The sequence below is a fragment of the Achromobacter sp. FW305-C-30-7 genome, from assembly GCF_058783105.1.
This window is the reverse complement of record NZ_JBYSYI010000002.1, coordinates 50,820-75,591: the sequence shown is the minus strand read 5'-3', so window position 1 is coordinate 75,591 and position 24,772 is coordinate 50,820. Positions and strand designations below refer to the sequence as shown.

Here is a 24,772-nt window from a genome sequence, read left to right as displayed (position 1 = left end):
GGATCGTGGGCGAATTTCCTTCCGGATTCCATTCATGAATTCTTTCTTTCAATGGGAAATCATTGGCGAGTATCTGCCCTTGTTTGTCGAGGGCACGTGGATGACCATCAAGGTCGCGCTGATCTGTGTGATCACGGGAACGTGCTGGGGCCTGGCTTTGGGCGTCGGCCGTCTGGCGCAGGCGCGCCACGGTTTCTGGAAATACTCCCTGCACTACATGGTGCAGTGGCCGGTGCGCATCTACGTCAGTTTCGTGCGTGGCACTCCGCTGTTCGTGCAGATTCTGTTGATTCACTTCGCGCTGATGCCGCTGCTGATCAATCCCAGCGACGGTTTGATTCTGAGCGGCGATATCGCGCGTGAAGTTCGCTCGCAATACGGCGCATTCACCTCGGCGGTGCTGGCGATCACGCTCAATTCAGGCGCTTATGTATCGGAGATTTTTCGCGCCGGCATCCAGTCGATTGATCGTGGCCAAAACGAGGCCTCGCGCTCGCTCGGCATGAGCTACATGAGGACGCTGCGCAAGGTGGTGTTGCCGCAGGCTTTCCGCCGCATGTTGCCGCCGCTGGGCAACAACGCCATTGCCATAGTCAAGGATTCCTCGTTGGCGTCGGCCATCGGTCTGGCGGAACTGGCGTATGCGGCACGCACGGTGTCCGGCGCCTATGCCCGCTACTGGGAGCCGTATCTGACGATTTCGCTGATCTACTGGGCTATTACGCTGCTGTTGTCGGCGCTCGTCCGGCATCTTGAAACCCGCTATGGCAAAGGGGATGCACGGTGATACACGTCAGAAAACTGCATAAGCAGTTTGGCCCGGCGCATATCCTGCGCGGTATCGACTGCGATATCAAAGAGGGAGAAGTGGTCTGTATGATTGGTCCGTCCGGTTCCGGCAAGAGCACGTTTCTGCGGTGCCTCAACGGCCTGGAGGAAGCGAGCGATGGCGAGATTATCGTAGACGGCGTCAAGGTCCATGATCCCAAGGTCGATCTGAACGCGCTGCGTTCCAGCATGGGCATGGTGTTTCAGCGCTTCAACCTATTCCCGCACATGTCGGTGCTGGAAAACCTGATCATGGCGCCGATGGAAGTCAGGAGGCTGTCCCGCCGAGACGCCGTGCCGGCGGCCGAAAGGCTGCTCCGGAAAGTCGGCCTGCTGGAAAAGATCGACGCGTTTCCAAATCAGTTGTCGGGTGGCCAGCAGCAACGTGTGGCCATTGCCCGCGCGCTGGCGATGGAACCGAAAGTCATGCTGTTTGATGAGCCGACCTCGGCGCTCGATCCCGAACTGGTCGGTGAGGTGTTGACGGTGATGAAGGCCTTGGCGCAAGAGGGGATGACCATGGTGGTGGTGACGCATGAAATGGGTTTTGCGCAGGAAGTGTCGGATCGAGTGTTGTTCATCGATCAGGGCGTGATCATGGAGGAGGGGCCGCCGCGGCAAGTGCTGGGTGAGCCGCGCCATGAACGTACGCGGGACTTCTTGCGCAAGGTTCTGTAATTGCCCTGGCGCCCATTATTGCTGCTGTCCTGACGGCGGGTGAGAATGCCCCCCATATGGCAGCCTGCCTCCAACACAAGAAAGGCCTGCGCATCGACAGAAGCGCAGGCCTTTTTTTGTAGGCGTAGGCCTTACTTGATCTGGCCCAGCAGCAGGAACTCCATCAGCGCCTTCTGCACGTGCAGGCGGTTCTCGGCTTCGTCCCAGACCACGCTTTGCGGTCCGTCGATCACTTCGCCGGTGACTTCCTCGCCGCGGTGGGCGGGCAGGCAGTGCATGAACACGGCTTCGACGTCGGCGGCGGCCATCATTTCGGCGTCCACGCACCAGTCGGCGAAGGCGGCGCGGCGCTCTTCGTTTTCGGCTTCATAGCCCATGCTGGTCCAGACGTCGGTGGTGACCAGGTGCGCGCCCTTGCAGGCTTCCATGGGATCCTTGAACTGGCGCAGCACCGTGGCCGGCGGCGTGCCGATGCGCGAGGCTTCGAGCTCGTACCCGGCCGGGGTCGACACGTGCAGCGTGAAGCCCAGCATTTCGGCGGCATGCAGCCAGGTGTAGGCCATGTTGTTGGCGTCGCCCACCCAGGCCACCGTCTTGCCGGCGATGGGGCCGCGGTGCTCGATGTAGGTGAAGATGTCCGCCAGGATCTGGCAAGGGTGGAATTCGTTGGTCAGGCCGTTGATCACGGGCACGCGCGAGTGCGAGGCGAAGCGCTCGATGCGGGTCTGCTCGAAGGTGCGGATCATGACGATGTCGACCATGCGCGAGATGACGCGCGCGGTGTCTTCGATGGGCTCGGAGCGGCCCAGCTGCGAGTCGTTGGAGGTCAGGTTGATGACCGAACCGCCCATCTGGTACATGCCGGCTTCGAACGACACGCGAGTGCGCGTGCTGGCCTTTTCGAACACCATCGCCAGCGTGCGGTCATGCAGCGGCATGTGGGGTTCGTAGCGTTTGAACTTGTCCTTGATCAGGCGCGCGCGGTCCAGCACGTAGGCGATCTCGGCGGACGAGAAGTCCTTGAACTGCAGGAAGTGCCGCAACGGGCCGTTTTGAGTCGTGGGAGGAGTCATGGTGATGTCGCAGGTCATGGGGCCCGGCCAGGCTCATGGCCCGGGCGGGACGTTGATTTTATGGTGTTTCGGCCAGGAATTCCTGGATGAGCGGAACCAGGATCGCGACGATGCGGTCGGCTTCGTCGCGGTTGAGGATCAGCGGCGGCAACATGCGGATGACGCGGTCGCGCGTGACGTTGATGAGCAGGCCGGCCTCCAGGGCGCGCAGGGCCAGCACGCCGCAGGGGCGGGCAAGCTCGATGCCCAGCATCAGGCCGCGGCCGCGGATTTCGGTGACGCCCTGGGTGCCGGCCAGCGCGTCGGCCAGGGCGGCTTGCAGGTGGTTGCCGACGTTGTGGGCGTTGTCCAGCAGGTTTTCGGATTCCAGCGCGTCCAGCACGGCCAGTCCGGCCGCACAGACCAGCGGGCCGCCGCCGAAGGTGGTGCCGTGGCTGCCGGGCGTGAGCACGCCCGCGGCCGGGCCGGCGGCGAGCATGGCGCCGATGGGCACGCCGCCCGCCAGGCCCTTGGCCAGGGTCATGACGTCAGGGACGATATCGGCCCATTGGTGGGCGAACCATTTGCCGGTGCGGCCGATGCCGGACTGGACTTCGTCGATCATCAGCAACCAGCCGCGCTCGGTGCACAGCCGGCGCACTTCCTGGAGATAGGCGATGTCGGAGGGACGGATGCCGCCTTCGCCCTGCAGCACCTCCAGCAGCACGGCGGCCACGCGCGGTTCGGCGTCGCCGGCGGCGCGCACCGCGTCCACGCTGTTGTAGGGCACCTGGATGAAGCCCGAGGGCAGGGGCTCGAAGCCCTTGCGCGCCTTTTCGCTGCCCGTGGCCGCCAGCGTGGCCAGCGTGCGGCCATGCCAGGACGAATCCATGGTGATGATGTGGGCGTGCTTGTTGCCGCGCTGGTAAGCGTAATAGCGGGCCAGCTTGATCGCGGCCTCGTTGGCCTCGGAGCCGCTGTTGTTGAACGCGACTTCCTGCATGCCGGACAACTGCGTCAGGCGCGCCGCCAGTTCGGCCTGCTGCGGCACTTCGTAGATGTTCGAGGTATGGATGACGCGCGCGGCCTGCTCGCTGATGGCGGCCACCAGTTTCGGATGGGCGTGGCCCAGGCAGGACACCCCGATGCCGGCCAGCGCGTCCAGGTACTTGCGGCCTTCGGCGTCCCACAGCCAGACGCCCTGGCCGTGCGTGAACGATACCGGCAGCCGGGCGTAGATATTGGCCAGAGGCGAGGTCATCGCGGATCCTCCTGTGGATGAAGCGGATTGCGCTGGAGCTCGGTCGGAGTTCCCGTGGAATGCCGCCGGGTTTGGCAGCCCCGGCAGCTCGTTTTCCCAGGCGAATCGCTTTTTGAAAGAGGGCAAAGGATCAATCATATACAATTCGCGGCGCAGGGCGCATGTTTGATCACGCCGAAGATCCGGCTTTCGTGAAGGGCGCGCTGTAGTGAAGAACTCATGGCAACTCGCGTCAGACAATTCGTAATTCATGGCGTTACCGAAAGCGGTAGCCGCTTTCGCCCCAGCGATTGGGCGGAACGGCTCGCCGGCGTAATGGCACAGTTCCGGCCCGCCGGCTGTGCCGGTAACCACCTCACCTATTCGCCCTATGTGCTGCCCGTCGTGATCGACGGCGTGCGCGGGATCGTGGTCGATTTGCGTTTGCGCGATCTGGAACCGCTGGCGTACAAGTTCGTGGTGGATTTCGCTCGCGACAACAACCTCAAGACGGAAGAGCGCGAAATCTAGCCTCCCCAACCAAAAAAGCGCCCGGACCGGGCGCTTTTTCGTTGGGGGACGCCGCACGCCCGTCGGGCGGGCGCGCCCCTACGTGCCGTAGCGGTCCAGGATCTTGCGGATATCGCGCACGCCCTGGCCGTCCGCGGTCAGCAGCGCGCGCGCGGTTACCGATTCCAGATGGTGCTCCAGCAGGTGCAGCACGTGCTTCTCGTCGCGCGCGCGCAGGCCCGCCACGATCTCCATGTGTTCGCTGACCGCGCATTCGCTCGAATGCGGCCGGCCATACAGGGCCAGGATCAGCGAGCAGCGCGACACGATCTCGTTGACGTAGCGCGCATACACCGCATTGCCCGACAGCTCCGCCATCAGGATATGGAATTCGCCTGACAGCCGGATCGATTCGTTGGCGCTGTTGCGCTTGCGGGCTTCTTCTTCCTGCGCCACGTGCTGTTCCAGCCGTGCCAGCCCCGCCTCGGTGATGTGTTGCAGCAGCCGGCGCGCCACGTCGCGCTCCAGGCAGCGGCGCGCCTCGAAGATGTCGTGCGCTTCTTCCAGGCTGGGGCGGGCCACGGCGGCGCCGCGGTTCGGCCGCAGATCCACCAGCCCTTCACTGAACAGGCGCGTCAGGACGCTGCGGACGATGGTCCGGCTGACGCCGAATCGCTCGCCGATGATGTCTTCGGGCAGCTTGTCGCCCGGCAGCAGGGCCTGCTCAATGATGGCCATGCGCAAATTTTTGTATACGATTTCGTTGCGGCTGACGTCTTTCTTGGCGGGCTCATTGGCCGGCGGCGCGAGGGACTTCATCTTCTTGTTGGCTCCTATGCCTGCGCGCTTTTCAGAGTGTTGGAATGGCCCGGCTGGCGCTGCCGGCGCGCATTTTTCTTGGTGCAGGAAAGCATACTACACCGCAGGCTAAGGGTTAGCGATAGCTTGCCGCCGTGACTCTGCGGAGTACATTGGCGACATAAATCGTATACAAATTTTTATACAAAACATTCAAGATTGTCCAAATACAGTCTTTTTGTTTGTATACAAATAAACAAAGGCTGATCCATGTCCGCTGTACCGCAGGCCGCTGCAACCGAGCTGTCCCTTTCCTCGCCTTACCGCCTGCTGGTGGTCAACGGCAACACCACGTCCGACCTGACGACCAGCCTGGCCAGCCAGGCCGAGGCTTTTTACGGGAATACGGTCCGCATCCATGCGGTGACCGCGGCTTTCGGCCCCGCCTACATCGCCAGCCGCGCGGAGGCGGCCATTGCCGCCCATGCGGTGCTGGACATCGTGGAGCGGGCGGCCGGCGAGACGCCGGACGGCGGATTCGACGCCTGCCTGCTGGCCTGTTTCGGTGAACCCGGCATCGGCGCGGTGCGCGAACGCCTGGACGTGCCCGTGGTGGGCATGGCCGAGGCCTCGATCATGAGCGCCATGCAGCGCGGCGACCGCTACGCCATCGTGACAGTGGGACAGCGCTGGCCCGGCATGCTGCGCGAACAAATCCGCCAACTGGGGCTGGAGTCCCGCTGCGCCGGCATTCTGGCCTTGCCGGGCAATGCCCTGGACTACGTGTCGCGTTCGGCCGAGTCGGCGCTGCAGGTCAGCCGGGCGCTGGACGCGGCCGTGGCGCAGGGCGCGGACGTCGTGATCGTGGCGGGGGCCGCGCTGGCGGGCTACCTGCCCAGCCTGCCGCGCCTGCCGGCCGTGCCCATCATCGATTCCTACCGCGCCGCCCTGGCCCAGGCGCTGGCGCTGGCGTCCCTGGAGCGCGCGCAGCGGCTGTCGCTGATACGTCCGGGCGCGCATTCCTAGTTTCTTCGTCTTATCCACCGCGCCGGGCTCGCCCCCGGCGAGTTCAGACCGATACACAAGGGAGAGTTGCAGCCATGAAGACTTTGCTCAAGTGGACCGCGGGCGCCGTGATCGCGCTGTCGGCCATCACGGGGGCCAGCGCCGCCAACACGCTGAAGTGGGGCGCGGCGCGGGACCTGGATTCGCTGGATCCGTACTCGTACGGCAGCACCTTCAACCTGGCGTTCCTGAACCATGTGTACGAAGCGCTGATCCGCTATGACGACAAGTTCAACATTACGCCCGCGTTGGCGGAGTCCTGGGAGACCCCGTCGCCCACGGTGTTGCGCTTTCATCTGCGCAAAGGGGTGAAGTTCCACAACGGCGCGCCGTTCTCGGCGGACGATGTGGTGGCGTCGATGACCCGGGTCTCGGACGAGGCCTCGCCCTTGAAGGGCAATCTGCCGGCCTTCAAGGCGGTGCGCAAGGTGGACGACTACACGGTCGAGATCGAAATGACGCGTCCGTATCCGCTGATGCTCAATGACCTGACCAATATCTTCATCTTCAACCGCCAATGGCTGGTGGACAACAACAGCCTGAAGCCCACCGACGCGGCCAAGAAGATCGAAGGCTACGCCACCCACAACGCCAACGGCACGGGTCCCTTCAAGGTGGAGTCGTACCGCCCGGACACGCGCACCGTGCTGGTGGTCAACCCCGGTTGGTGGGACAAGCCGCAGCACAACCTGGACCGCATCGAATTCACGCCGATCGCGTCCGCGCCCACCCGGGTGGCGGCGCTGCTGTCGGGTGACATCAATTTTACCGAGAACGCGCCGCTGCAGGATCTGGACCGGCTGCGCGCGGCGTCCAACGTCAAGGTGCTGGCCTCGACCGAGTTGCGCACCCTGTACTTCGGCTTCAACCTGGGCGACAAGCTGGTCGGCTCCAACATCACCGACAAGAATCCGCTGAAGGATTTGAAAGTGCGCCAGGCGCTGTACATGGCGCTGTCGCCGGAACTGATCCAGAAGCGCGTGATGCGCGGCCTGTCGCGCACCACGGGGGCGCTGGTGGCGCCGTCCATCCCGGGCTACGAGCCCAAGCAGGAAGAGCGCCTGCCGTTCGACGCCGCGCGCGCCAAGAAGCTCTTGGCCGAGGCCGGCTACCCGGACGGATTCACGGTGTCGCTGCTGTGTTCGAACGACATGTTCGTCAATGAAGAGGAAATCTGCCAGGCCGCCGCCTCCATGTGGGCGCGGATCGGCGTGAAGGCTTCGTTGGCCAGCGGCCCGCGTTCGCTGCAGAACCCCAAGCGCTCGCGCGGCGAGTTCGACATCACCATCCACGGCTGGGCCAACGAACCGCAGATCGACGCGCTGTCCATCCTGCTGCAGGTGATGCACAGCCGCAGCGGCCCGGCGGGCGTCTTCAACTGGGGCCAGTGGGGCGATCCGGCGCTGGACGCCAGGATCGACGCCGCGGCGGCCGAAATGGATCGCCCCAAGCGGGTGCAGATGATGGCCGACGTGCTGCAGACGTTGCATGACGACGCGCGCTTCCTGCCGCTGCACCAGCAGCCGATGGCCTGGGCCGTGGGCAAGAACGTGGGCGAGGTGCTGCAGATGCCGGACAACAAGGCGCGCCTGTGGACTGTGCGCATGCAGTGAGGCCGCGGACCGTCGCCCGCCGGCGGTCCTGGGAATGACAGAGGTCTGAAGGGGAGCCGCATATGCTGGCGTTCATCGTAAGAAGGGTCTTCAACGCGGTCGGCGTCATGCTGGCGGTGGCGCTGCTGGCCTTCGTGATTTTCCGGTTCGTCGGCGACCCCGTCGACATGATGCTCAACGAGCAGGCCTCGCAGACGCAGCGCGACGAACTGCGCGAGCGCCTGGGCCTGAACGCCTCGGTGGGCATGCAGTTCGTGCACTTCGTGACCAACGCGGCGCAGGGCGAGTTCGGCATTTCCTACCGCAACCAGCAGGACGTGTTCGCGCTGGTGGCCGAACGCTTTCCGGCCACGTTCGAATTGGTCCTGATGGCGACCTTGCTGTCGCTGGTCATCGGCGTGCCGCTGGGCGTGCTGACGGCCATCTACCGCAAGTCGCGCCTGGCGCAAACGCTGCAGTTCGTTTCCATCCTGGGCATCTCGCTGCCCAGCTTCGTGGTGGGGATCATGCTGATCCTGATCTTCTCGGTGCAGCTGGGCTGGCTGCCGGGCTTCGGGCGCGGCGACACGGTGAAGATAGGCTGGTGGACCACCGGCCTGCTCACGCCATCCGGGCGCGCCGCGCTGGTGCTGCCTTCCATTACGTTGGCGCTGTTTCAGATCACGCTCATCATGCGCCTGGTGCGGGCCGAGATGCTGGAGACGCTGCGCACCGAGTTCATCAAGTTCGCCCGCGCGCGCGGCCTGCCCGACCGCGTGGTGCATTTCCGGCTGGCCCTGCGCAACTGCCTGATGCCGGTGATCACCGTGACCGGCATGCAGATCGGCAACCTGATCGCCTTTGCGCTGATTACCGAAACGGTCTTCCAGTGGCCCGGCATGGGGCTGCTGTTCATCCAATCGGTCATGTTCGTGGATATTCCCGTCATGGCCGCCTATCTGGTGATCGTGTCCTTCATCTTCGTGGCGCTGAACACGCTGGTGGACATGATGTACGGCGTGGTCGACCCGCGCCTGCGCAGCCAGCACGTCAAGGGAGGCGCCAATGCTCACTAAGCCATTTTCCGCAACGGGGCAGGGCCAGGGCTGGTTGGCCCGTTTCCTGCGCAGCGATCTGTGGTGGAGCCTGCGGCAGGACTACGTGGCCATGGGCGCGGGCATCGTGCTGCTGGCGGTGGTGCTGCTGGCGGTGTTCGCGCCCTGGATCGCGCCGCAGAATCCCTACGACCTGGCGCAGCTGGACTTGTTGAACGCGGAGCTGCCGCCGGTCTGGGAGGCAGGCTCTGACCCGCAATTCCTGCTGGGCACGGACACGCAGGGCCGCGATGTCTGGTCCGCCATCCTGTACGGCTCGCGCATGTCGCTGGTGATCGGGCTGGCGACGGTGGTGCTGTCCCTGGCCATCGGCCTGCTGGTGGGGCTGGCGGCGGGCTATTTCGGCGGCTGGGTCGACAATGCGCTGATGCGCCTGGGCGACACGCTGCTGAGCATCCCGACCATTCTGGTCGCGATCCTGGTGACGGCGGTATTCCGCCAGCTGCTGCCGCCCGGCATGCGCGAAACCCTGTCGGCGGTGATCCTGATCCTGGCCATCTCGATGACCAACTGGGTGCAGTACGCGCGCACGGTGCGGGCTTCGGCCCTGGTGGAGCGCGGCAAGGAATACGTGCAGGCGGCGCGCCTGACCCGGGTGAGCTCGCTGCGCATCATGCTGACGCACATCCTGCCCAACACGCTGACGCCGGTCATGGTGACCGCCACCCTGAACCTGGGCCTGGCGATCCTGATCGAGGCCACGCTCAGCTTCCTGGGCGTGGGCATGCCGCCTACCGAGCCTTCTCTGGGCACGCTGATCCGGCTGGGCAACCAGTTCCTGTTTTCGGGGCAGTGGTGGGTGGTGGTGTTTCCCGCGCTGTACCTGAGCCTGATCGTGCTGGTGGTGAACCTGCTGGGCGACTGGCTGCGCGACGCCCTGAATCCCCGTCTGCGCTGAACGCAAACCGACAAGAGTAGAACCATGGAAAACGCAACGCTGTATACCCAAGTCCGTCCGGCAGGCGGCGAGCTGACCTCGGTGCTGGTGCGCGACGGCCGCATCCAGGCGCTGGGCGGACCGGCGCCCGCCGGGGTGGAGATCGTGGACGGAGGCGGCGCGCTGATGCTGCCGGGCCTGATCGACGCCCATGCACACCTGGACAAGACCATGTACGGCATGCCCTGGTACCGCAACGAGGTCGGCCCGCGCTTGATCGACAAGATCGAGAACGAGCGCGCCGAGAAGAAGCGCCTGGACATCGACCCGTACCGCCAGTCGGCCCGCCAGCTGGTGATGTCGATCGGCGACGGCACCAGCCACATCCGCAGCCATGTGGACGTGGACACGGAGATCGGGCTGGGGGCGATCGAAGGCGTGATGCGTGCGCGCGAACAGTACCGCGACCAGATCGACGTGGAGATCGTCGCGTTCCCGCAGAGCGGGCTGTTGATCCGGCCAGGCACGCTGGAACTGATGGACGAGGCCCTGCGCATGGGCGCGGAAGTGGTGGGCGGACTGGATCCGGCCGGCATGGACCGCGATCCCAAGGGGCATCTGGACGCCATCTTCGGGCTGGCGCAGCGGCACGGCAAGCCTATCGACATCCATCTGCACGAGGCCGGCGAACTGGGTGCGTTCTCGATGCAGATGACCATAGACCGGGTGCTGGCGCTGGGCATGCAGGGCAAGGTCACGCTGTCGCATTCCTTCTGCCTGGGCATGCCCGACACCTACGCAGTGCAGGCATTGACCGAAGGCTTGCTGAAGGCGGGCGTGCACATCATGACCACGGGCTCGGCCTCGCGGCCAGTGCCCAATGTGGCGAAGCTGCACGCGGCCGGCGTTACGGTCTGCACGGGCAACGATGGCATGCGCGACACCTGGGGCCCCTATGGCAAGCCCGACATGCTGGAGCGGACCATGCTGGTGGGCCTGCGCAACAACTTCCGCCGCGACGACGAGCTGGATCTGGCGCTGCACGTGGCGACCTACGGCAATGCGCAGGTCATGGGCCTGTCCGATTACGGCCTCGCGCCGGGCTGCCGCGCCGACTTCGTGCTGGTGGACGCCGAGACGGTGGCCGAAGCCATCGTCTCGCGCCCGGTGCGCAAGCTGGTCGTCAAGGGCGGACGCGTGGTTGCGCGTAACGGCCGCGCGCTGACGGAGGCGCCGTGATGAGCGCGCCGCAAGGTCCCATCCTGCTGACCGCCCGCTGGGTGGTGGGTCACGAGAATGGCCGCCATTGCCTGTACGAGAACGGCGAGGTGGTGTTCGAGGGCGATCGCATCGTCTACGTCGGCCACCGCTACCCGGGGCCGGTGGCGCAGCGCCGCGACTACGGCCGGGCGCTGATCGGCCCGGGTTTCGTGGATCTGGACGCGCTGTCCGACCTGGACACGACCATCCTGGGTTTCGACAATTCGCCGGCCTGGAAGAAGGGCCGCATCTGGCCCGAGAGCTACATGAAGCAGGGGCCGTACGAGATGTACACGGCGGCCGAACTGGCGTTCCAGAAGCGCTATGCCTTCGCCCAGCTGATACGCAACGGCATCACGACGGCGCTGCCGATCGCGTCGCTGTTCTACCGGGTGTGGGGCGAGACCCGCGATGAATTCCTGTCGGCGGCCAACGCGGCCGGCGAACTGGGCCTGCGCGTCTACCTGGGGCCGGCCTATCGCAGCGGCCACACCTATGTAGACGCTGCGGGCAAGATCCGCTGCCACTATGACGAGGCGCGCGGCATGGCGGGGCTGGCCGAGGCCCTGGCTTTCTGCGACGAGATCGAAGGCCGCCACAACGGCCGGGTGCGCGCCATGCTGTCGCCCGACCGCATCGAAACCTGCACGCCGGCGCTGCTGCGCACCTCCGCAGCCGCGGCTCGCGAACGCAACATGCCGATCCGGCTGCATTGCTGCCAGTCGCGCCTGGAGTACGACCTGGTGCTGGAACAGCACGGCATGAGTCCGCCAGAATGGCTGCAAAGCCTGGACTTCCTGTCCGAGCGCGCGCTGCTGCCGCACGGCACCTATGTGTCGGGCTCGCGCCATATCGACCGGCCGGGACGCGACCTGGAGATCATCCGGGATTCTGGCGCCAGCATCGTGCATTGCCCGCTGGTGTCGGGACGCCACGGCGCCACGCTGGAATCGTTTGCGCGCTACCGCAAGCTGGGCGTGAACATCGGCATGGGCACGGACACCTGGCCGCCGGACATGGTGTTGAACATGCAGGTGGGCATGATGCTGTGCCGCGTGGCGGATGGCTCGACCGAGGCGGTCCGCTCTGAGGACTACTACGACGCCGCCACGGTGGGCGGCGCGGACGCGCTGGGCCGGCCGGACCTGGGCCGGCTGGCCGTGGGCGCCAAGGCCGACATCGTGGTCTTCGATTTTTCGCACGACCGCAACGGCCAACTGATCGATCCCATACAGACGCTGATGGTGAGCGGTAGCGGGCGCGACGTGTCGCAGGTGGTAATCGACGGCCGCTTTGTGATGGTGGACGGGCGCATTCCCGGCTTCGATGCACGCCTGGCGCAAGAGCAGGCGCAGATGCAGTTCGACGGCCTGGTGGCCCGCTACCCCGACCGCACCTGGGGCCATCCGCCGGCCGAGCAGATTTTCTCCTCCAGCTATCCGCGTCCCGCAAGGAGTCCGTCATGATGGCCATCGTTCCCAACACCACGCAGCCGCCGGCCGCAGCCAGCGCCGCGCCGACTCTGTCCGTGCGCGGCCTGTCGGTCGAATTCCCCACGCGCCACGGCGTCCTGGTCGCCACGCGCGACATCAGTTTCGATATCCAGCCTGGCGAGATCCTGGGCATGGTGGGCGAATCCGGCGCCGGCAAGTCGCTGACCGGCATGGCGGTGATCGGCCTGCTGGAACCGCCCGGCCGGCTGGGCGGCGGCGAGATCCATCTGGCGGGCCGGCGCATCGACAATCTGCCGCCCAAGGCACGCCAGCGCCTGCGCGGCAAGGAGATCGGCGCGATCTTCCAGGATCCGCTGACCAGCCTGCATCCGCTGTTCAGCGTGGGCGACCAATTGGTCGAGACGATCCGCCATCATGACAAGGTGACGGCGCAGGCGGCGCGCCAGCGGGCGCTGGAACTGTTGCTGGCGGTGGGCATCCCGGCGGCGGACAAGCGCATCGACCACTATCCGCACCAGTTCTCTGGCGGCATGCGCCAGCGCGTGGTGATCGCGCTGGCCCTGGCGGCCCGGCCGGCGCTCATCATCGCCGACGAGCCCACTACGGCGCTGGACGTGTCGGTGCAGGCGCAGATCACCGCACTCTTGCGCCGCCTGTGCCGCGAGCAGGGCACCTCGGTGCTGCTGGTGACGCACGACATGGGCGTGATCGCCGAAACCGCCGACCGCGTGGCGGTGATGTACGCCGGCCGCATCGTTGAGATCGGACCGGTGCTGGACGTGCTGCGCCGCCCAGGCCATCCATACACGCAGGGCCTGATGAACGCGATTCCCGGCTTGCGCCAGCGCGCGGCCCGGCTGAACCAGATAGACGGCGCCATGCCGCGCCTGCACGCCATGCCAGACGGCTGTGCCTTCCATCCACGCTGCGCCATGGCCGGACCGCGCTGCGGCCAGCAGCGTCCGCCGCTGGCCGCATCCCCGGCCGGCGCCACCGTCAGCGCCTGCTGGCTGCATCAAGGAGGAGTCGCCCATGCCGCGTAACGATGATGTGCTGTTGCGGGCCGAAGACCTGGCCTGTTGGTTCGACGTGTCGCCGCCCTGGCTGGAGCGCACGCTGTCGCGCCAGCCCGAGCAGACCCTGAAAGCCGTGGACGGGGTCTCGCTGTCAGTGCCGCGCGGTACGACCCTGAGCATCGTGGGCGAATCGGGCTGTGGCAAGTCCACGCTGGCCAAACTGCTGGTGGGCCTGGTGGCGCCTACGCGCGGAACGCTGCGGTATGGGCAGAACCGCAAGGGCGGGGTGCTGCATCCGCAGATGATTTTCCAGGACCCCTATGCCAGCCTGAATCCGCGCTGGCGCGTGGGCAATATCGTGGCCGAACCGATCACCACGCTGGGCCTGCGCGCCACGCCCGCCGAGACGCGACGCCGGGTCGACGAACTGCTGGAACTAGTAGGCCTGTCCGCCAGCGACGCGGGGCGCTTTCCGCACGAGTTTTCCGGCGGCCAACGCCAACGGATTTCGATCGCGCGGGCGCTGGCGACGGAGGCGGAGTTCCTGGTGTGCGACGAGCCGACTTCGGCGCTGGACGTGTCGGTGCAGGCGCAGATCCTGAACCTGATGGGCGACCTGCAGAAGGAGTTCGGGCTGACCTATGTCTTCATCAGCCACAACCTGTCGGTGGTGCGGCACGTGTCGGATAGCGTGGCGGTGATGTACCTGGGCCGCATTGTGGAGCAGGCGCCCGCGGATCAGCTATTCGAAGCGCCTGCTCATCCGTATACGCGGATGCTGCTGGATACGATTCCGGACCTGGATGATCCGCGGCGGGATCGGGAGCCGATGGGGGGCGAGGTGCCGAATCCTATTTTGCCGCCGACGGGGTGTACGTTTCATCCTCGGTGTGGGATGGCGCGGGAGCAGTGCAAGGTGGAGGTGCCTGTGGTTGTCGGGGTGGGCGGGCGGCAGTTGCGGTGTCACGCGGTGACGTGGGATGTAGTGCGCGCCGCGTGATCTAGTCGAAGATCGGTTCTCAGGGCGCCAACCGCGCCGTGGATGAGCCGGTTTTAGTCGGATCTGAGCGCTTCAATCGGACTCAATTTCGAGGCTACAAAGGCGGGGTAGATACCGAAGAACAATCCGGTCAAAAGCGACATGCCGAACCCGAGTAGTGCCGCCAGAGCTGATAGCGTCGGCTCCCAGCCCGTGAACCACGCGTAGAGCACGGAGGCGAACATGCCAAGTAGGGTGCCTGCTCCGCCTCCCACGAACGAGAGGCTGACCGCCTCCGTGACGATCATTGTCAGGATGCCCCACTGGTCGGCGCCGATGGCCATGCGCAGCCCGATCTCGCGGCGTCGTTCGGCGATACCGGCCAGCATGACGTTCATGATGCCAATGCCGCCAACAAGCAGCGAGATGCAGGCCACTCCACCCAGCATCCATTTGAACATCTGCCCTTGTTGCCGCATGCCGTCGAGCAGCAGCAGCGCTCCCTGCGCCTGGGCGTTGCTGCCTTTGCGCTGAAGAAACGAGGAGACTTCGGTGAGCGCATGCAGAGGGTCGTGGCCTTCGTCAACGCGAAGCAGGATGTTGGATAGCGCTCCGGTCGCGGAGTTCGCGCGGCGATCCGCCTTGATCGGCAGAATCAGGGCGTTGTCGAGATCGAACGGCAGTAGTGGATTGCGTGGCGCACTACGCAGGACTCCCACGACCGTATAGCGGTAGTTGTCCATGCGGATCTCATCGCCCAGCGCCAGCTCTGTGCCGCCGCCGACGAGTTGCGTAGCCAGATTCCCTCCGACCACCACCACGGTGTTCAATCCATCCCGGTGGGAAATGAATCGGCCGCGGGCGAGTTCCAGCCGAGCTGCGGTCATCAGGTGTTCCGTGGCGCCAATGACCGTCGCGTCGAGCAACTTTCCTGCTGTGCCGGTCTTGACTGGCGTCGTCGATAGCGGAGCGGCCAGGGAAACCCCAGCGATACTGTTTGCCATTTCTTGCGCGTCTTCGCTCCTGAGTGGGGGGGCTTTGCGCTGTCGGCCGATGGCGGGGCTGTCCTGAACAATGATGAGGTCCGTCCCCATCGACTTGAATTGGCGCGCAGCCTCGTCCGAGGTGTTCTCTCCGATGTTCAAGAGCGCCACGACGGCCGCAGCGCCGATGGCTATGCCGACCAGGGACAGAAGGGTGCGCTGCCGAACCGCGAGCATATTGTCGATGGCATCCTCGACAATGGCGCGCAAGGAGCCGGTTGCGCGCGGGAGATTCATCCACGCCATGGCGCACTTTCGCTAACGACGACCCGCCCGTGACTGACCGCGATTTCCCGCTGACACTTGACGCTGATGGCAGGGTCGTGGGTCACGATGACGACGGCGACGCCGGATTCCCGGCTCAGTTCGCCGAGTAGGCTGAGAATTTCCTGCGCCGCCTTCGGATCAAGGTTGCCGGTGGGTTCATCGGCGAGCACGAGCTGTGGCGCTCCGACTAGGGCCCGCGCGATGGCAACTCGCTGCTTCTGTCCGCCGGATAGCGAGTCCGGCAGGTGCTCCGCGCGATCGGCCAACCCGACGCGCTCCAGCCAGCGCTGCGCCCGTCGGCGGCGCTCGGACTTGCCGATGCCGCGGTAGAGCAGGGGAAGGCCGACGTTGTCGAGTGCGCTCATGCGCGGCAGCAGATTGAAGGCTTGGAATACGAATCCGATGTGGCCATTGCGCAGGTCGGCTCGCATCTTCAAGTCCGCATCATGCACGGGCTTCCCCCGGTAGAGCACGGCGCCGCTATCCGGCGCGTCGAGCAACCCCATGATGTTGAGCAACGTGCTCTTGCCCGACCCGGATGCTCCGATGATGGCGCACATCTCGCCAGCGCCGATTTCGAGGCAAACGTCTTGCAGCACTGGCACTGCACCGCTGCCATTACGGTAGGCCTTGCTGATCCGATCCAGTGTCAGCATTTCAGTCTCTTGTCTGCGCTGGCGTCATGCCGACACGCGCTGGGCCGCCCGGCCCGGGATTCGCGGCGTCCCGGGTTTCTATGCGAAGGTTGCAGGACATTCCGACGCGCAGCCTCCTTCGTTGCTCCTCGCTCAATGCCGGCAGATCGACGCTCACGTCGAACAGGGCGCTGCGGACGCCGTTGCCGCTTTGGATGGCCTGTGCCGAGATACTGGCAAGGTGTCCTAGGAGGGGGGCGATCTCCTGTGAATCGATCCACACTTCCACAGGCATGCCTGTGGCGAGGCCGACGACGTCCGCTTCGTCGACCCGGGCCGACACGCGCAGCTTGCCGGTAAGCGCGACGTTGAACAGCAACTGACCCTTCGTGATCCGGCTTCCCGCATCAAGTGTCGCCGGCGCTTGTCCAGAGGATGCTGGCGCCTTCGACAGAATGCCGGCACGCGGCGCCGCGATGCGTGCCAGCAACGCGCTCCTGGCCAGGTCCTCGTGCTTCGCCCTGGCCTGTTCGTACTCGATGCGGGCGATTTCCAGATTGTCCTTGCTGGCCTTTTTCTGGGTAGCTTTCAGGTCATCCGCTGCGGCCGCCAACTGGGCCTTGAAACCGTTGAGCTGTTCCGCCACGATGTCGTACTCGTTGCGGGCGAGAATGCCCTTCTTGACCAGCCCGTCGGTTTCCCGCACTTTGCGCTCAGTTTGCTCAACCTGCTGGCGGGCCACAACGAACGTGCGTCTCGCCCGCGAGACTTCGGCGCCACTGTCCCAGCGCTCAAGTTCCTGCATGGCGTTGGAGGCCTTGAGCATCACCACCTTGGCTTCTTGGACGCGTTGGTTCAAGTCGGTTGGGTCCAGTATCAGCAGCAACTGATCCTGCTCGACTTCCGTGTCGAACGAGAAGCGCTTTTCCTTGATGACGCCATCGAAGGGGGCAGAGACGCCGAGCGTGTCGCTGGCCTCGATGGTGCCGACGATGGAAATGTCGGTAGGGGCGGTGGACGCCAAGGCTTGCGCCATCAAGGTCGATGCGCCGGCCATCGCTCCAGCCGAGGTTCCTGGTGGCGACGCGCCGTTGCCAGGCGTCCCCCAATGTGCCGCAGCAGCCAAGAGGGCCGCTGCGCTACCGGCAGCTAGCCAAGACGCTTTGGTGCACCTGGCGCGGCTGGTGCGTTGGGCTGTGGGTTCGAAAGCGGGGGCTGGGGTGTCGAGCAGAATCAGCCAGCGTCCATCGACTTCGGTCCCGGGAAGACGCTCGCAGTGCATGGACAGCCGTGTGACGTGGTGGCGCTCTTCTGGGACGCTACTGCCGCTCAGCGGTGGGCCGAACCGCAGGTTCAACATGGTAGCGGACGCGTCGTCAACGACATCAAGCAATGCTTCGACGACTGGCCGGCCTATGAGCGATTCACCCGATAGCCGCAGAAGCGCCTCGGCCTCGGTGTTGAGCGATTCGATGGTGCCGGCGGCACTCACGACCACAAGGCCGAACTGCGGGGCTGCCGGCGCGAATTCTTTAGTTCTCATAGCGGTTGGGTTCGATGATGGGGATGTTCCAGACGTCCAGTGTCTTGCCCATGCGTTCGTCCAGTTCTGTGAGCGTGTTCAGGTACGCGATCTGCGCGTTGAGGCGGGCGTTCTCGGCATTGCGCAGGTCGTTCTCGAAGGACAGCACCTGGAAGTTCGACGATCGGCCGACCTGCAGCTTCTCCTTTTCCGCCTCAAGCTTCTGCCGGGACAAGTCACGCGCCTTGATCGAGAGTTCCAGTTGGCGCCATCGAGTCTGGACATTGCGCGCGGCATCGCGGACTCGGTGTTCCACCGTTTGACGTGTTTCAAGCAACTTGAGGTCCTGGGCCTGCAGATCCACGGAGGCGCGCACCTCGGCTTGCTTGATGGAGCGGTCCCCGAAGGGGATGGTGAGCTGCAGGCCCGTGTAGGTGCTATCGGTCCGGGCGCCGGACGCCTGAATGTCCGTGGTTCCCAGCGACACGCCGCTGCTCCGGGCCTGGGTTCTGGTGGCCACCAGCGACAAATCCCACAGCTGCTGGTTCTTGGCATAGTCCAGGCTGATCTTGGCCCGTTCGACCAGGATTTTCGCGGCGAGGTAGTCGGGCTGAAGCGCGAGCGCCGTTTCCAGCGCGCGTGTCGGGTCGGCGGGATGCCAGTCCACCTTGGATGGCGCGGTCGCGTATAGGGGTGTGCGAGGCTCCAGAGCAAGCAACGCTACGAGGGCCAGCCGGGCCGCGTCGATCTGGTTCTCCGCTTCTTCCAACGCCACTTCTCGATTCGCGACTTCGGCCTGCGCTTGCAGGATCTCCACCTTGGCCATGCGTCCTGCCGCAATCAGCGAGCGGTTGACCTCGTACAGGTCCTTGTTGCGTGCCAGGGCTGCCTCGGCGATCACCTTTTGTTCCTGGGCGCGCAGGAGTTCGCGGTAGGCGTAGATCACCTGCGCGACGGTTTGGGATAGTGTTGCCTTGAGTGCTAATCGGCCGATTTTCTCGTCGAGGCGCGCGATGCGGACTGAGGCCGTGTTCGCATCGATTCCTGCGTTTTTCAGCAGGGGCTGGCTCAACGTGATCGATGTTGACGAAGATGTGCCCGCGGTGCCTCCGCCCTGGACATTGGCGAGAGATACGGTTGCTCCGGTCGGCAAGTTGAGCGATGCGTTGGTGGTCAGGTCTTTCGCGTTGCTAGAGGTACCGTTGACTTTGCTCGTCAATGCGGACGTGGTGAGCAGCAGCTTCGGGTAGAACTTCCCTTCGCTGACGTAGAGGTCGAATTTCTGGCTGATGCGTTGGACGTAGGCGTTTCTCACCAACCTGTTGTCCCTCACCGCCAGAGCGATTGCTTCTTCCAGCGGAAACTCGAACGCACTTTGCTGCTGTTTGGCTTGGTACTCGGAATAGAGAACATCCGCAGCGAACACAGCGTCGCACGTCAAAAGAAGCAATCCGGTCAGCGCGGCCGTGAGGTAACACTGAAGGTTCAGTGGCTTGCGCTGAGAACGCGTGTGCGTGGGATAGAAAATGTCAGAAAAGTCCCATTTTTCGCTCGCTTTTTTGACCAAAGGCTCGCGATCCTTCAATCTAGTATTAGGCGACAAGTTAAGACGCAGTTCTATCAACGTAGCTTTCCGGGGCGTAGGTGCCAAGAAGATTAGGAAAAAAGTGCTTCAAGGCTCGCCACTTTCTGTATTGATTGGAGATGTGAATGAATATTCAGTCTGGCTTTAGCGTTCTTTCGTTCCAAGGCGCAGATCGAGTGGGCTTTTCGAAGCTGGGCTCCACTACGACGAAATCGACGCCGGTGGACGTGGCGGGGTTTCAGGGACTCTTTCAGGGATTCAATTCCTCGACCACGCAAGTGGGGATTTCCGACGCGGCTCGCAAGCGCTCGATCCAGGAGGGAGGCGCGACGCAGGGCCGCACGGCGATTCAGGAAAAGTGGTTGAATTCCGCAGCTTCCGACCCGCAATACGCTGAACAGTTCGCGTATGACATGGTGAATATACCCAGCACGATCTGGTACGACATTCGCGACCAGCTTGCACCGGGAAGGGGCGGGGAGCCGCTGAATAAGCTCTCTTCCGGGCGCATCATCGACGAAGCCTTCAAGGAGAATTTTTCCAAGGAGGCAGCCGTGATTGACGCGCAGCGCAAGGCGATATACGACTCCGAGAAGGCAAAGGGTACCCCTGCGGATCAGATCCTTGCCAAGCTCTTTGACCATACGAACTTGCAATCCAAAGACTACCTTGAGGCCAGTGGCTGGCTCGCATCGGTGGGCGGAAAAGCCGCGTAGTTGCAGAGTCATCATTCACGGCGAGCCGGGGTGAGATCCATTGCCCGCTCGCCGATTACCGGATCAGTCGTCGTAGTTCACCGACACGTTGACGGCGCCATCACTCACCAGGGGCGACATCGTGCCATTGCCCGCGACGCGTGCATAGAAGCGGACAGGAGTGTTGGCCTTGACGCCTTTGCCTTTGAAGCTGACCGAGCCCGAACCCCTGGAGGTCACGTCGGTGCAATTGTTGCCGCTGTTGTCGCACAGCATCACTTGGAGGCCGGGCGGGCGCGGAAAGCGATAGCCGTAGCTGTAGTACACCGTGGAGATGGTTGTGGTGCTCGGCGGGTTCCCGACCACGGGCGGTTCCACGGTGTACCAGTGGTTCTTGCTGTAGATGGTCGGCATGACCGCCGAACTCGAGTAGGCGCCCGCAGCTATGGCGTTTTGGGCGAACGCCGCGAGTGCCAGGTAGGCGACAGCCAGCAGTGCTGACACAGCACGTTTCTTGAATGTCATAAGACGACTCCAGTGCTTGATATTGAGTTGATGGAACAGGTGCGAGCAGATCTGGACGAATCCCTCCCGTAACCCGACCATGTCAATTCGTGAATTCTTCCTCGCGCGCAAAATGACATGGCGATCGCAGGCTATCTGATAGACATCAGCTGCACATCTCCGCAAAAGGCTAGGTGCATGAACGGCGATGTCGTGCGTCGGAGCCCAAGCAGAGCTGTTTCGCTTACTGCCCTATTGGTATGACGATCCGTTAGCAAAGAAATGTGCGACAGCTACGCGAGCTGAGGGTTGGGAGCGCAAACTTTGGCTGGAACGCACTTTGTCGCGTCAGCCCGAGCGAACCTTGAAGGCGGTGGACACTCTCAGTGCCGCGCGAAACGTTGCGCTACAGGCGCAACCGCAAGGGCAGGGTGTCGCAATTCGTAGATGATCTTCCAGGATCCGTACGCCAGCCTGAATCCGCGCTGGTGCGTGGCCAGTATCGTGGCCGAGCCGATCACGACGCAGGGTCTGTGGGCGGCAGCGGCCGAGACGCGGGCGGCGCCGGGTCGACGACTTACTGGAACTAGTGGGCCTGTCCGCCAGCGACAGCGTATTTCGATATGCAAGCGCCAAGGCGGAGTTGGCCAAGAATCGTCATTTCAACTCCGCCGCCGGATGGGTGGCGCGCGTGAACGGATCTTGATGCGCAAGCGGCTGCGCGCCGCGCGCCACCCATCACCGCCCACACCCCAAATGCCGGTGCCATTAGCAAGCAGCTAGCCGCATTCGCGCAAGCGCAGACAGCCACGACGACCACCCACACGTATGCTGCTTGCGGCCGCCCGCGCGGCCGCAAGCAGCGGGCGACGCAAGATTCGCCATCAACCAAAGGTCTAGCAGCGCAACAGGCCAAGAGTTCGGTAGCTCGCCGGCGCGGGCGCCATGGGGGCGAGCAACCTCGATGCGCCCGAGGGAATCTGAAGGGAAGGCCGAAGGCCTGGACGAAGATGACGACGGGGCAGTCCGGAGCGAAGGCTCCGGACCGCAATCGTGGGCGCTCGCCCCCATGGCGCCCGCGCCGGCGAGCGGCCTATGAAGCTAAGCCCCGCCACTCGCCACGACTACAGAACCTGCAAACAGACCTACTTCGCGTAGACCAGATCCCGCAATCCCAGCGACAACCCCGGCCAATAAGTAATCACCATCAGGCAAACAATCACCACCCCCACAAACGGAATCAACGGCTTGATCAACCTCTCCAACGGCAACTTAGCCACCGCGCAAGCCGCGAAAAGATTCACGCCGAACGGCGGCGTAATCATCCCCAGCGCCAGGTTCACCACCATGATGATGCCGAAGTGCACCGGCTCCACGCCGAATTTCAGCGCCACCGGCAGCAGCAAGGGGGCCAGCACCACGATGGATGCCGAGGTTTCGATGAACATGCCGATCAGGAACAGCGCCGCGTTCACGCCCATCAGGAAGGTGAACTTGGTATCGAAGATCTGCGCCAGCCACACACCCAGCGCGTCCGGGATGCCGGCGCGGTTGAGCAGGAAGCTGAAGATGCCGGCGTTGGCGATCACGAACATGATCACGGCCGTAGACACCACCGACTTGTGCAGCGTGGCGGACAGTTGCTTGAAGGTCAGGCGGCGATAGATGAACTTGCCCACCACCACCGCGTACATCACCGCCACCACCGAGGCCTCGGTCGGCGTGAACACGCCGCCGTAGATCCCGCCCAGGATGATGACCGGCATCAGCAGCGCCAGCCAGGCGTTCTTGAACGCCGGCCACAGCGGCAGGCGGCCTTCGCCGTCGCGCTTGCCCAGGTTGTTGCGCTTGGCGTAGAACCAGACGTAGAACATCAGCGCCACGCCGATCAGGATGCCGGGCATGACGCCGGCGATGAAGAGTTCGCCGGTCGAGGTGTCGGTGGATACCGCGAACAGGATCATCGGAATGGACGGCGGGATGATCACGCCCAGTTCCGCCGCGCTGGCTTGCAACGAGGCGGCGAAGGGCGCGGGGTAGCCGTGCCGGATCATCGCGGGAATCAGGATCGCGCCCACCGCGAAGGTGGTGGCTACGCTGGAGCCGGCCACGGCGGCGAAGATCATGCAGGTCAGCACGCAGGTGCAGGCCAGGCCGCCCTGGATGCCGCCCACCACGCTCTTGGCGAACTCCACCATGCGTTCGGAGATGCCGCCGGCTTCCATCAGGTTGCCGGCCAGGATGAAGAAGGGGATGGCGACCAGGGGGTATTTGTCCAGCGCGGCGAAGAGTTGCTGGGCCACCACCACCCAGGGCAGGCCGGCGGCGCCGACTCCCGCCAGGCTGGCCAGTCCGATCGACACGGCGACCGGCACGGACAGCCCGAAGAAAATCAGCATCGAGACAATCATTAATTGGGACATGGCGATATCTGCTGCTTATGTTCGATGGGGTCGGCTCAGCCTTGCGCGTCGTTGCGCACGGGCACGTCGTCTTCTTCGCCGGCGCACCAGCGGGCCAGCACGGCGATGGCGGCCAGGGTAGCGCCCACGGGGATGGCCAGGTAGATCCAGGAAATCGAAATGTCCAGGCTGGGCACGGTCTGGAAGCGCACGCGGTAGGTCATGTTGCCGCCGATCCAGGCCAGAAAGCCCAGGAATCCGGCGCAGATCAGGCCGATGACGGCTTCAAGCACGCGGCGGCGCGTGCCGCCCAGCAGGTTGCGCAGCAACTCCACGCTGATCATGGCGCCGTGGCGGAAGGCCAGGGCCACGCCCAGCAGCACGGTCCAGATCAGGAGGGCGCGGGTCAGCACCTCGCTCCAGTCTGCGGGGGAGTGCAACACGAAACGCGCGATGACTTGGTAGAAGGCGGCGGCCGCGGCGGCCACCAGCAGCAATTGGGCAAAAACCGAGACCAATTTGAACAGGCCCCGGTCGAAGGCGCAGAGCAAACGCATGATGAATCCTGTTGGCGTGGTACGCAAAGGATGGGAACAAAAGCGGCGGGACCAGGATCCCGCCGCCAAGGGCGATGCGCCCCGGGTCGGGGCGGGCCCTGCTTACTTGGTGTCGCGGATCGCGTCGATCAGCTTCTTATCGAACTTCTTGTAGTACTCGGGGTAGGCGGGCTCGACGGCGGCGGCGAAGGCGGCGCGGTCCACCTCGGACACTTGCATGCCTTCCTTCTTCAACTGCTCGACGCCCGTCTTCTCGATGTTGTCCACGTAGGCGCGCATGGCCAGGGCGGATTCCTTGCCGGCCTTGTCGAAGTTGGCCTTGTCCGCGGCCGACAGGCCCTCGTACACGTTGGCCGACATCAGCACCAGGGCCGGGCCATAGACGTGGCCGGTCAGCGACAAGTACTTCTGCATTTGCGACAGCTTGGCCGAGGTGATCACCGACAGCGGGTTTTCCTGGCCGTCGATGGTGCCTTGCTGCAGGGCGGTGGCGACTTCAGGCCAGGCCATGGGGGTGGGCAGGATGCCGATCTGGCGGAAAGCCGTGATGTGAATCGGGTTTTCCGTGGTGCGGATCTTCAGGCCCTTGGCGTCGGCCGGCGTCTTGACCGGGCGGACGTTGTTGGTCAGGTGGCGGAAGCCCTGTTCGCCCCAGGCCAGGGCGATGATGCCGCGGCTGGGGAACTTTGCCAGCATATCTTGTCCGATCTTGCTGTCCAGCACGTTACGGGCGTGCGGCAGGTCGCGCAGCAAGAAGGGAATGTCGAAAACGCCGGTTTCGGGCACGAAGTTCAGGGTAGCGCCGGTCGAGACGATGGCCAGGTCGATGGTGCCGATCTGCAGGCCTTCGATCACTTCGCGTTCGCCGCCCAGCGCGCTGTTGGCGAATTGCTGTACCTTGTACTTGCCGCCGGTGGAGGCTTCGATGGACTTGGCCATCGCGTCGGCGCCGGCGCCGTAGTGCGAGGACGTGGACAGCGCATAGGCCATCTTCAAGGTGTTCTGCGCCGTGGCGGGCAGGGAGGTGGCGGCCGCGCAGGCGGCCAGAATCGTGGCGGCAAGCCAGGATTTACGCATTGTCTTCTCCAGGTTTGGGTA

At 64.4% G+C, this 24,772-nt stretch carries 23 protein-coding genes; 12 read left to right on the top strand and 11 right to left on the bottom strand.

Annotated elements, in window-relative coordinates; translation table 11 throughout:
• Window positions 1-34: 34 nt before the first annotated feature.
• Entirely contained in the window at window positions 35-787 is a 753-nt protein-coding gene (locus AC3WOB_RS07265; protein ID WP_492274653.1) for an amino acid ABC transporter permease, read from the top strand.
• Window positions 784-1,506: an amino acid ABC transporter ATP-binding protein gene (locus AC3WOB_RS07260; RefSeq protein WP_492274652.1), complete on the top strand. Its 723-nt coding sequence runs from the start codon at window positions 784-786 to the stop codon at window positions 1,504-1,506. Before AC3WOB_RS07265 ends, AC3WOB_RS07260 begins: the two co-directional genes overlap by 4 nt.
• A gap of 131 nt (window positions 1,507-1,637) precedes the next feature.
• Here AC3WOB_RS07260 and argF read toward each other — a convergent pair whose 3' ends face one another.
• Window positions 1,638-2,579 (bottom strand): ornithine carbamoyltransferase, encoded by a 942-nt coding sequence (argF, locus tag AC3WOB_RS07255; protein ID WP_492274954.1) that lies wholly within the window; start codon window positions 2,577-2,579, stop codon window positions 1,638-1,640.
• Window positions 2,580-2,637: 58 nt separating this feature from the next.
• Window positions 2,638-3,819, bottom strand: coding sequence for an aspartate aminotransferase family protein (locus tag AC3WOB_RS07250; protein ID WP_492274651.1), 1,182 nt, complete (start codon window positions 3,817-3,819; stop codon window positions 2,638-2,640).
• Between the two features lie 219 nt (window positions 3,820-4,038).
• Here AC3WOB_RS07250 and AC3WOB_RS07245 point away from each other — a divergent pair, with 219 nt between their 5' ends.
• On the top strand, window positions 4,039-4,329 hold the full coding sequence (locus AC3WOB_RS07245; protein ID WP_013392635.1) for a DUF3579 domain-containing protein: 291 nt from the start codon (window positions 4,039-4,041) through the stop codon (window positions 4,327-4,329).
• Between the two features lie 78 nt (window positions 4,330-4,407).
• Here AC3WOB_RS07245 and AC3WOB_RS07240 read toward each other — a convergent pair whose 3' ends face one another.
• The gene (locus AC3WOB_RS07240; RefSeq protein ID WP_492274650.1) at window positions 4,408-5,127 is read right to left on the bottom strand and encodes a GntR family transcriptional regulator; all 720 of its coding nucleotides are present in this window, start codon (window positions 5,125-5,127) and stop codon (window positions 4,408-4,410) included.
• A gap of 249 nt (window positions 5,128-5,376) precedes the next feature.
• On the opposite strand from AC3WOB_RS07240, the gene AC3WOB_RS07235 reads away from it, so the two are divergent.
• From AC3WOB_RS07235 to AC3WOB_RS07200, 8 genes are all read left to right on the top strand, one after another.
• Window positions 5,377-6,132 carry an aspartate/glutamate racemase family protein gene (locus tag AC3WOB_RS07235; RefSeq protein ID WP_492274649.1) on the top strand — a complete coding sequence of 252 codons (756 nt, stop codon included), beginning with the start codon at window positions 5,377-5,379 and terminating at the stop codon, window positions 6,130-6,132.
• 74 nt (window positions 6,133-6,206) lie between these two features.
• A complete protein-coding gene (locus AC3WOB_RS07230; protein WP_492274648.1) occupies window positions 6,207-7,784 on the top strand; it encodes an ABC transporter substrate-binding protein in 1,578 nt (525 codons plus the stop codon).
• A gap of 62 nt (window positions 7,785-7,846) precedes the next feature.
• Window positions 7,847-8,839, top strand: coding sequence for an ABC transporter permease (locus tag AC3WOB_RS07225; protein WP_454693953.1), 993 nt, complete (start codon window positions 7,847-7,849; stop codon window positions 8,837-8,839).
• Window positions 8,829-9,776 (top strand): ABC transporter permease, encoded by a 948-nt coding sequence (locus AC3WOB_RS07220; protein WP_492274647.1) that lies wholly within the window; start codon window positions 8,829-8,831, stop codon window positions 9,774-9,776. Before AC3WOB_RS07225 ends, AC3WOB_RS07220 begins: the two co-directional genes overlap by 11 nt.
• Window positions 9,777-9,800: 24 nt before the next feature.
• Window positions 9,801-10,994 (top strand): amidohydrolase family protein, encoded by a 1,194-nt coding sequence (locus AC3WOB_RS07215; RefSeq protein ID WP_492274646.1) that lies wholly within the window; start codon window positions 9,801-9,803, stop codon window positions 10,992-10,994.
• On the top strand, window positions 10,994-12,481 hold the full coding sequence (locus AC3WOB_RS07210; protein WP_492274645.1) for an amidohydrolase family protein: 1,488 nt from the start codon (window positions 10,994-10,996) through the stop codon (window positions 12,479-12,481). The genes AC3WOB_RS07215 and AC3WOB_RS07210 overlap by 1 nt, the downstream gene beginning before the upstream one ends.
• Window positions 12,478-13,512, top strand: a complete 1,035-nt coding sequence (locus tag AC3WOB_RS07205; RefSeq protein WP_492274644.1) for an ABC transporter ATP-binding protein — start codon at window positions 12,478-12,480, stop codon at window positions 13,510-13,512. The genes AC3WOB_RS07210 and AC3WOB_RS07205 overlap by 4 nt, the downstream gene beginning before the upstream one ends.
• Window positions 13,502-14,485 (top strand): ABC transporter ATP-binding protein, encoded by a 984-nt coding sequence (locus AC3WOB_RS07200; protein ID WP_492274643.1) that lies wholly within the window; start codon window positions 13,502-13,504, stop codon window positions 14,483-14,485. Before AC3WOB_RS07205 ends, AC3WOB_RS07200 begins: the two co-directional genes overlap by 11 nt.
• A 53-nt stretch (window positions 14,486-14,538) precedes the next feature.
• Here AC3WOB_RS07200 and AC3WOB_RS07195 read toward each other — a convergent pair whose 3' ends face one another.
• The 4 genes from AC3WOB_RS07195 to AC3WOB_RS07180 are packed head-to-tail and all read right to left on the bottom strand — an operon-like array spanning window position 14,539 to window position 19,516.
• Window positions 14,539-15,753, bottom strand: coding sequence for an ABC transporter permease (locus tag AC3WOB_RS07195; protein WP_492274642.1), 1,215 nt, complete (start codon window positions 15,751-15,753; stop codon window positions 14,539-14,541).
• Complete coding sequence (locus AC3WOB_RS07190; RefSeq protein WP_492274641.1) at window positions 15,741-16,430, bottom strand: ABC transporter ATP-binding protein; 690 nt, start codon at window positions 16,428-16,430, stop codon at window positions 15,741-15,743. Before AC3WOB_RS07190 ends, AC3WOB_RS07195 begins: the two co-directional genes overlap by 13 nt.
• Before the next feature lies 1 nt (window position 16,431).
• A complete protein-coding gene (locus AC3WOB_RS07185) occupies window positions 16,432-17,952 on the bottom strand; it encodes an efflux RND transporter periplasmic adaptor subunit (RefSeq protein WP_492274640.1) in 1,521 nt (506 codons plus the stop codon).
• A complete protein-coding gene (locus AC3WOB_RS07180; RefSeq protein WP_492274639.1) occupies window positions 17,942-19,516 on the bottom strand; it encodes a TolC family protein in 1,575 nt (524 codons plus the stop codon). The genes AC3WOB_RS07185 and AC3WOB_RS07180 overlap by 11 nt, the downstream gene beginning before the upstream one ends.
• A 125-nt stretch (window positions 19,517-19,641) precedes the next feature.
• Between AC3WOB_RS07180 and AC3WOB_RS07175 the strand changes: the two genes are divergently transcribed.
• The gene (locus AC3WOB_RS07175; RefSeq protein WP_492274638.1) at window positions 19,642-20,232 is read left to right on the top strand and encodes a hypothetical protein; all 591 of its coding nucleotides are present in this window, start codon (window positions 19,642-19,644) and stop codon (window positions 20,230-20,232) included.
• Between the two features lie 63 nt (window positions 20,233-20,295).
• Here AC3WOB_RS07175 and AC3WOB_RS07170 read toward each other — a convergent pair whose 3' ends face one another.
• The 4 genes from AC3WOB_RS07170 to AC3WOB_RS07155 all read right to left on the bottom strand — a co-directional run bounded on the left by AC3WOB_RS07170 (window position 20,296) and on the right by AC3WOB_RS07155 (window position 24,751).
• A complete protein-coding gene (locus AC3WOB_RS07170) occupies window positions 20,296-20,736 on the bottom strand; it encodes a flagellar protein FlhE (protein WP_492274637.1) in 441 nt (146 codons plus the stop codon).
• Between the two features lie 1,124 nt (window positions 20,737-21,860).
• Window positions 21,861-23,138 (bottom strand): TRAP transporter large permease, encoded by a 1,278-nt coding sequence (locus tag AC3WOB_RS07165; protein ID WP_207466437.1) that lies wholly within the window; start codon window positions 23,136-23,138, stop codon window positions 21,861-21,863.
• Window positions 23,139-23,173: 35 nt separating this feature from the next.
• Window positions 23,174-23,674, bottom strand: coding sequence for a TRAP transporter small permease (locus AC3WOB_RS07160; protein ID WP_492274636.1), 501 nt, complete (start codon window positions 23,672-23,674; stop codon window positions 23,174-23,176).
• Window positions 23,675-23,776: 102 nt separating this feature from the next.
• Window positions 23,777-24,751, bottom strand: a complete 975-nt coding sequence (locus tag AC3WOB_RS07155; RefSeq protein WP_492274635.1) for a TRAP transporter substrate-binding protein — start codon at window positions 24,749-24,751, stop codon at window positions 23,777-23,779.
• Between the last annotated feature and the right edge of the window lie 21 nt (window positions 24,752-24,772).

Bases quoted from the DNA above. Each gene is read 5' to 3' on its own strand.
- AC3WOB_RS07190 (WP_492274641.1), bottom strand. From the start codon at position 16,430: ATGCTGACACTGGATCGGATCAGCAAGGCCTACCGTAATGGCAGCGGT.
- AC3WOB_RS07205 (WP_492274644.1), top strand. From the start codon at position 12,478: ATGATGGCCATCGTTCCCAACACCACGCAGCCGCCGGCCGCAGCCAGC.
- AC3WOB_RS07155 (WP_492274635.1), bottom strand. From the start codon at position 24,751: ATGCGTAAATCCTGGCTTGCCGCCACGATTCTGGCCGCCTGCGCGGCC.
- AC3WOB_RS07235 (WP_492274649.1), top strand. From the start codon at position 5,377: ATGTCCGCTGTACCGCAGGCCGCTGCAACCGAGCTGTCCCTTTCCTCG.
- AC3WOB_RS07220 (WP_492274647.1), top strand. From the start codon at position 8,829: ATGCTCACTAAGCCATTTTCCGCAACGGGGCAGGGCCAGGGCTGGTTG.
- AC3WOB_RS07165 (WP_207466437.1), bottom strand. From the start codon at position 23,138: ATGTCCCAATTAATGATTGTCTCGATGCTGATTTTCTTCGGGCTGTCC.
- AC3WOB_RS07225 (WP_454693953.1), top strand. From the start codon at position 7,847: ATGCTGGCGTTCATCGTAAGAAGGGTCTTCAACGCGGTCGGCGTCATG.
- AC3WOB_RS07160 (WP_492274636.1), bottom strand. From the start codon at position 23,674: ATGCGTTTGCTCTGCGCCTTCGACCGGGGCCTGTTCAAATTGGTCTCG.
- argF (WP_492274954.1), bottom strand. From the start codon at position 2,579: ATGACTCCTCCCACGACTCAAAACGGCCCGTTGCGGCACTTCCTGCAG.
- AC3WOB_RS07265 (WP_492274653.1), top strand. From the start codon at position 35: ATGAATTCTTTCTTTCAATGGGAAATCATTGGCGAGTATCTGCCCTTG.
- AC3WOB_RS07250 (WP_492274651.1), bottom strand. From the start codon at position 3,819: ATGACCTCGCCTCTGGCCAATATCTACGCCCGGCTGCCGGTATCGTTC.
- AC3WOB_RS07170 (WP_492274637.1), bottom strand. From the start codon at position 20,736: ATGACATTCAAGAAACGTGCTGTGTCAGCACTGCTGGCTGTCGCCTAC.
- AC3WOB_RS07215 (WP_492274646.1), top strand. From the start codon at position 9,801: ATGGAAAACGCAACGCTGTATACCCAAGTCCGTCCGGCAGGCGGCGAG.
- AC3WOB_RS07210 (WP_492274645.1), top strand. From the start codon at position 10,994: ATGAGCGCGCCGCAAGGTCCCATCCTGCTGACCGCCCGCTGGGTGGTG.
- AC3WOB_RS07200 (WP_492274643.1), top strand. From the start codon at position 13,502: ATGCCGCGTAACGATGATGTGCTGTTGCGGGCCGAAGACCTGGCCTGT.
- AC3WOB_RS07185 (WP_492274640.1), bottom strand. From the start codon at position 17,952: ATGAGAACTAAAGAATTCGCGCCGGCAGCCCCGCAGTTCGGCCTTGTG.
- AC3WOB_RS07230 (WP_492274648.1), top strand. From the start codon at position 6,207: ATGAAGACTTTGCTCAAGTGGACCGCGGGCGCCGTGATCGCGCTGTCG.
- AC3WOB_RS07240 (WP_492274650.1), bottom strand. From the start codon at position 5,127: ATGAAGTCCCTCGCGCCGCCGGCCAATGAGCCCGCCAAGAAAGACGTC.
- AC3WOB_RS07175 (WP_492274638.1), top strand. From the start codon at position 19,642: ATGAATATTCAGTCTGGCTTTAGCGTTCTTTCGTTCCAAGGCGCAGAT.
- AC3WOB_RS07195 (WP_492274642.1), bottom strand. From the start codon at position 15,753: ATGGCGTGGATGAATCTCCCGCGCGCAACCGGCTCCTTGCGCGCCATT.
- AC3WOB_RS07245 (WP_013392635.1), top strand. From the start codon at position 4,039: ATGGCAACTCGCGTCAGACAATTCGTAATTCATGGCGTTACCGAAAGC.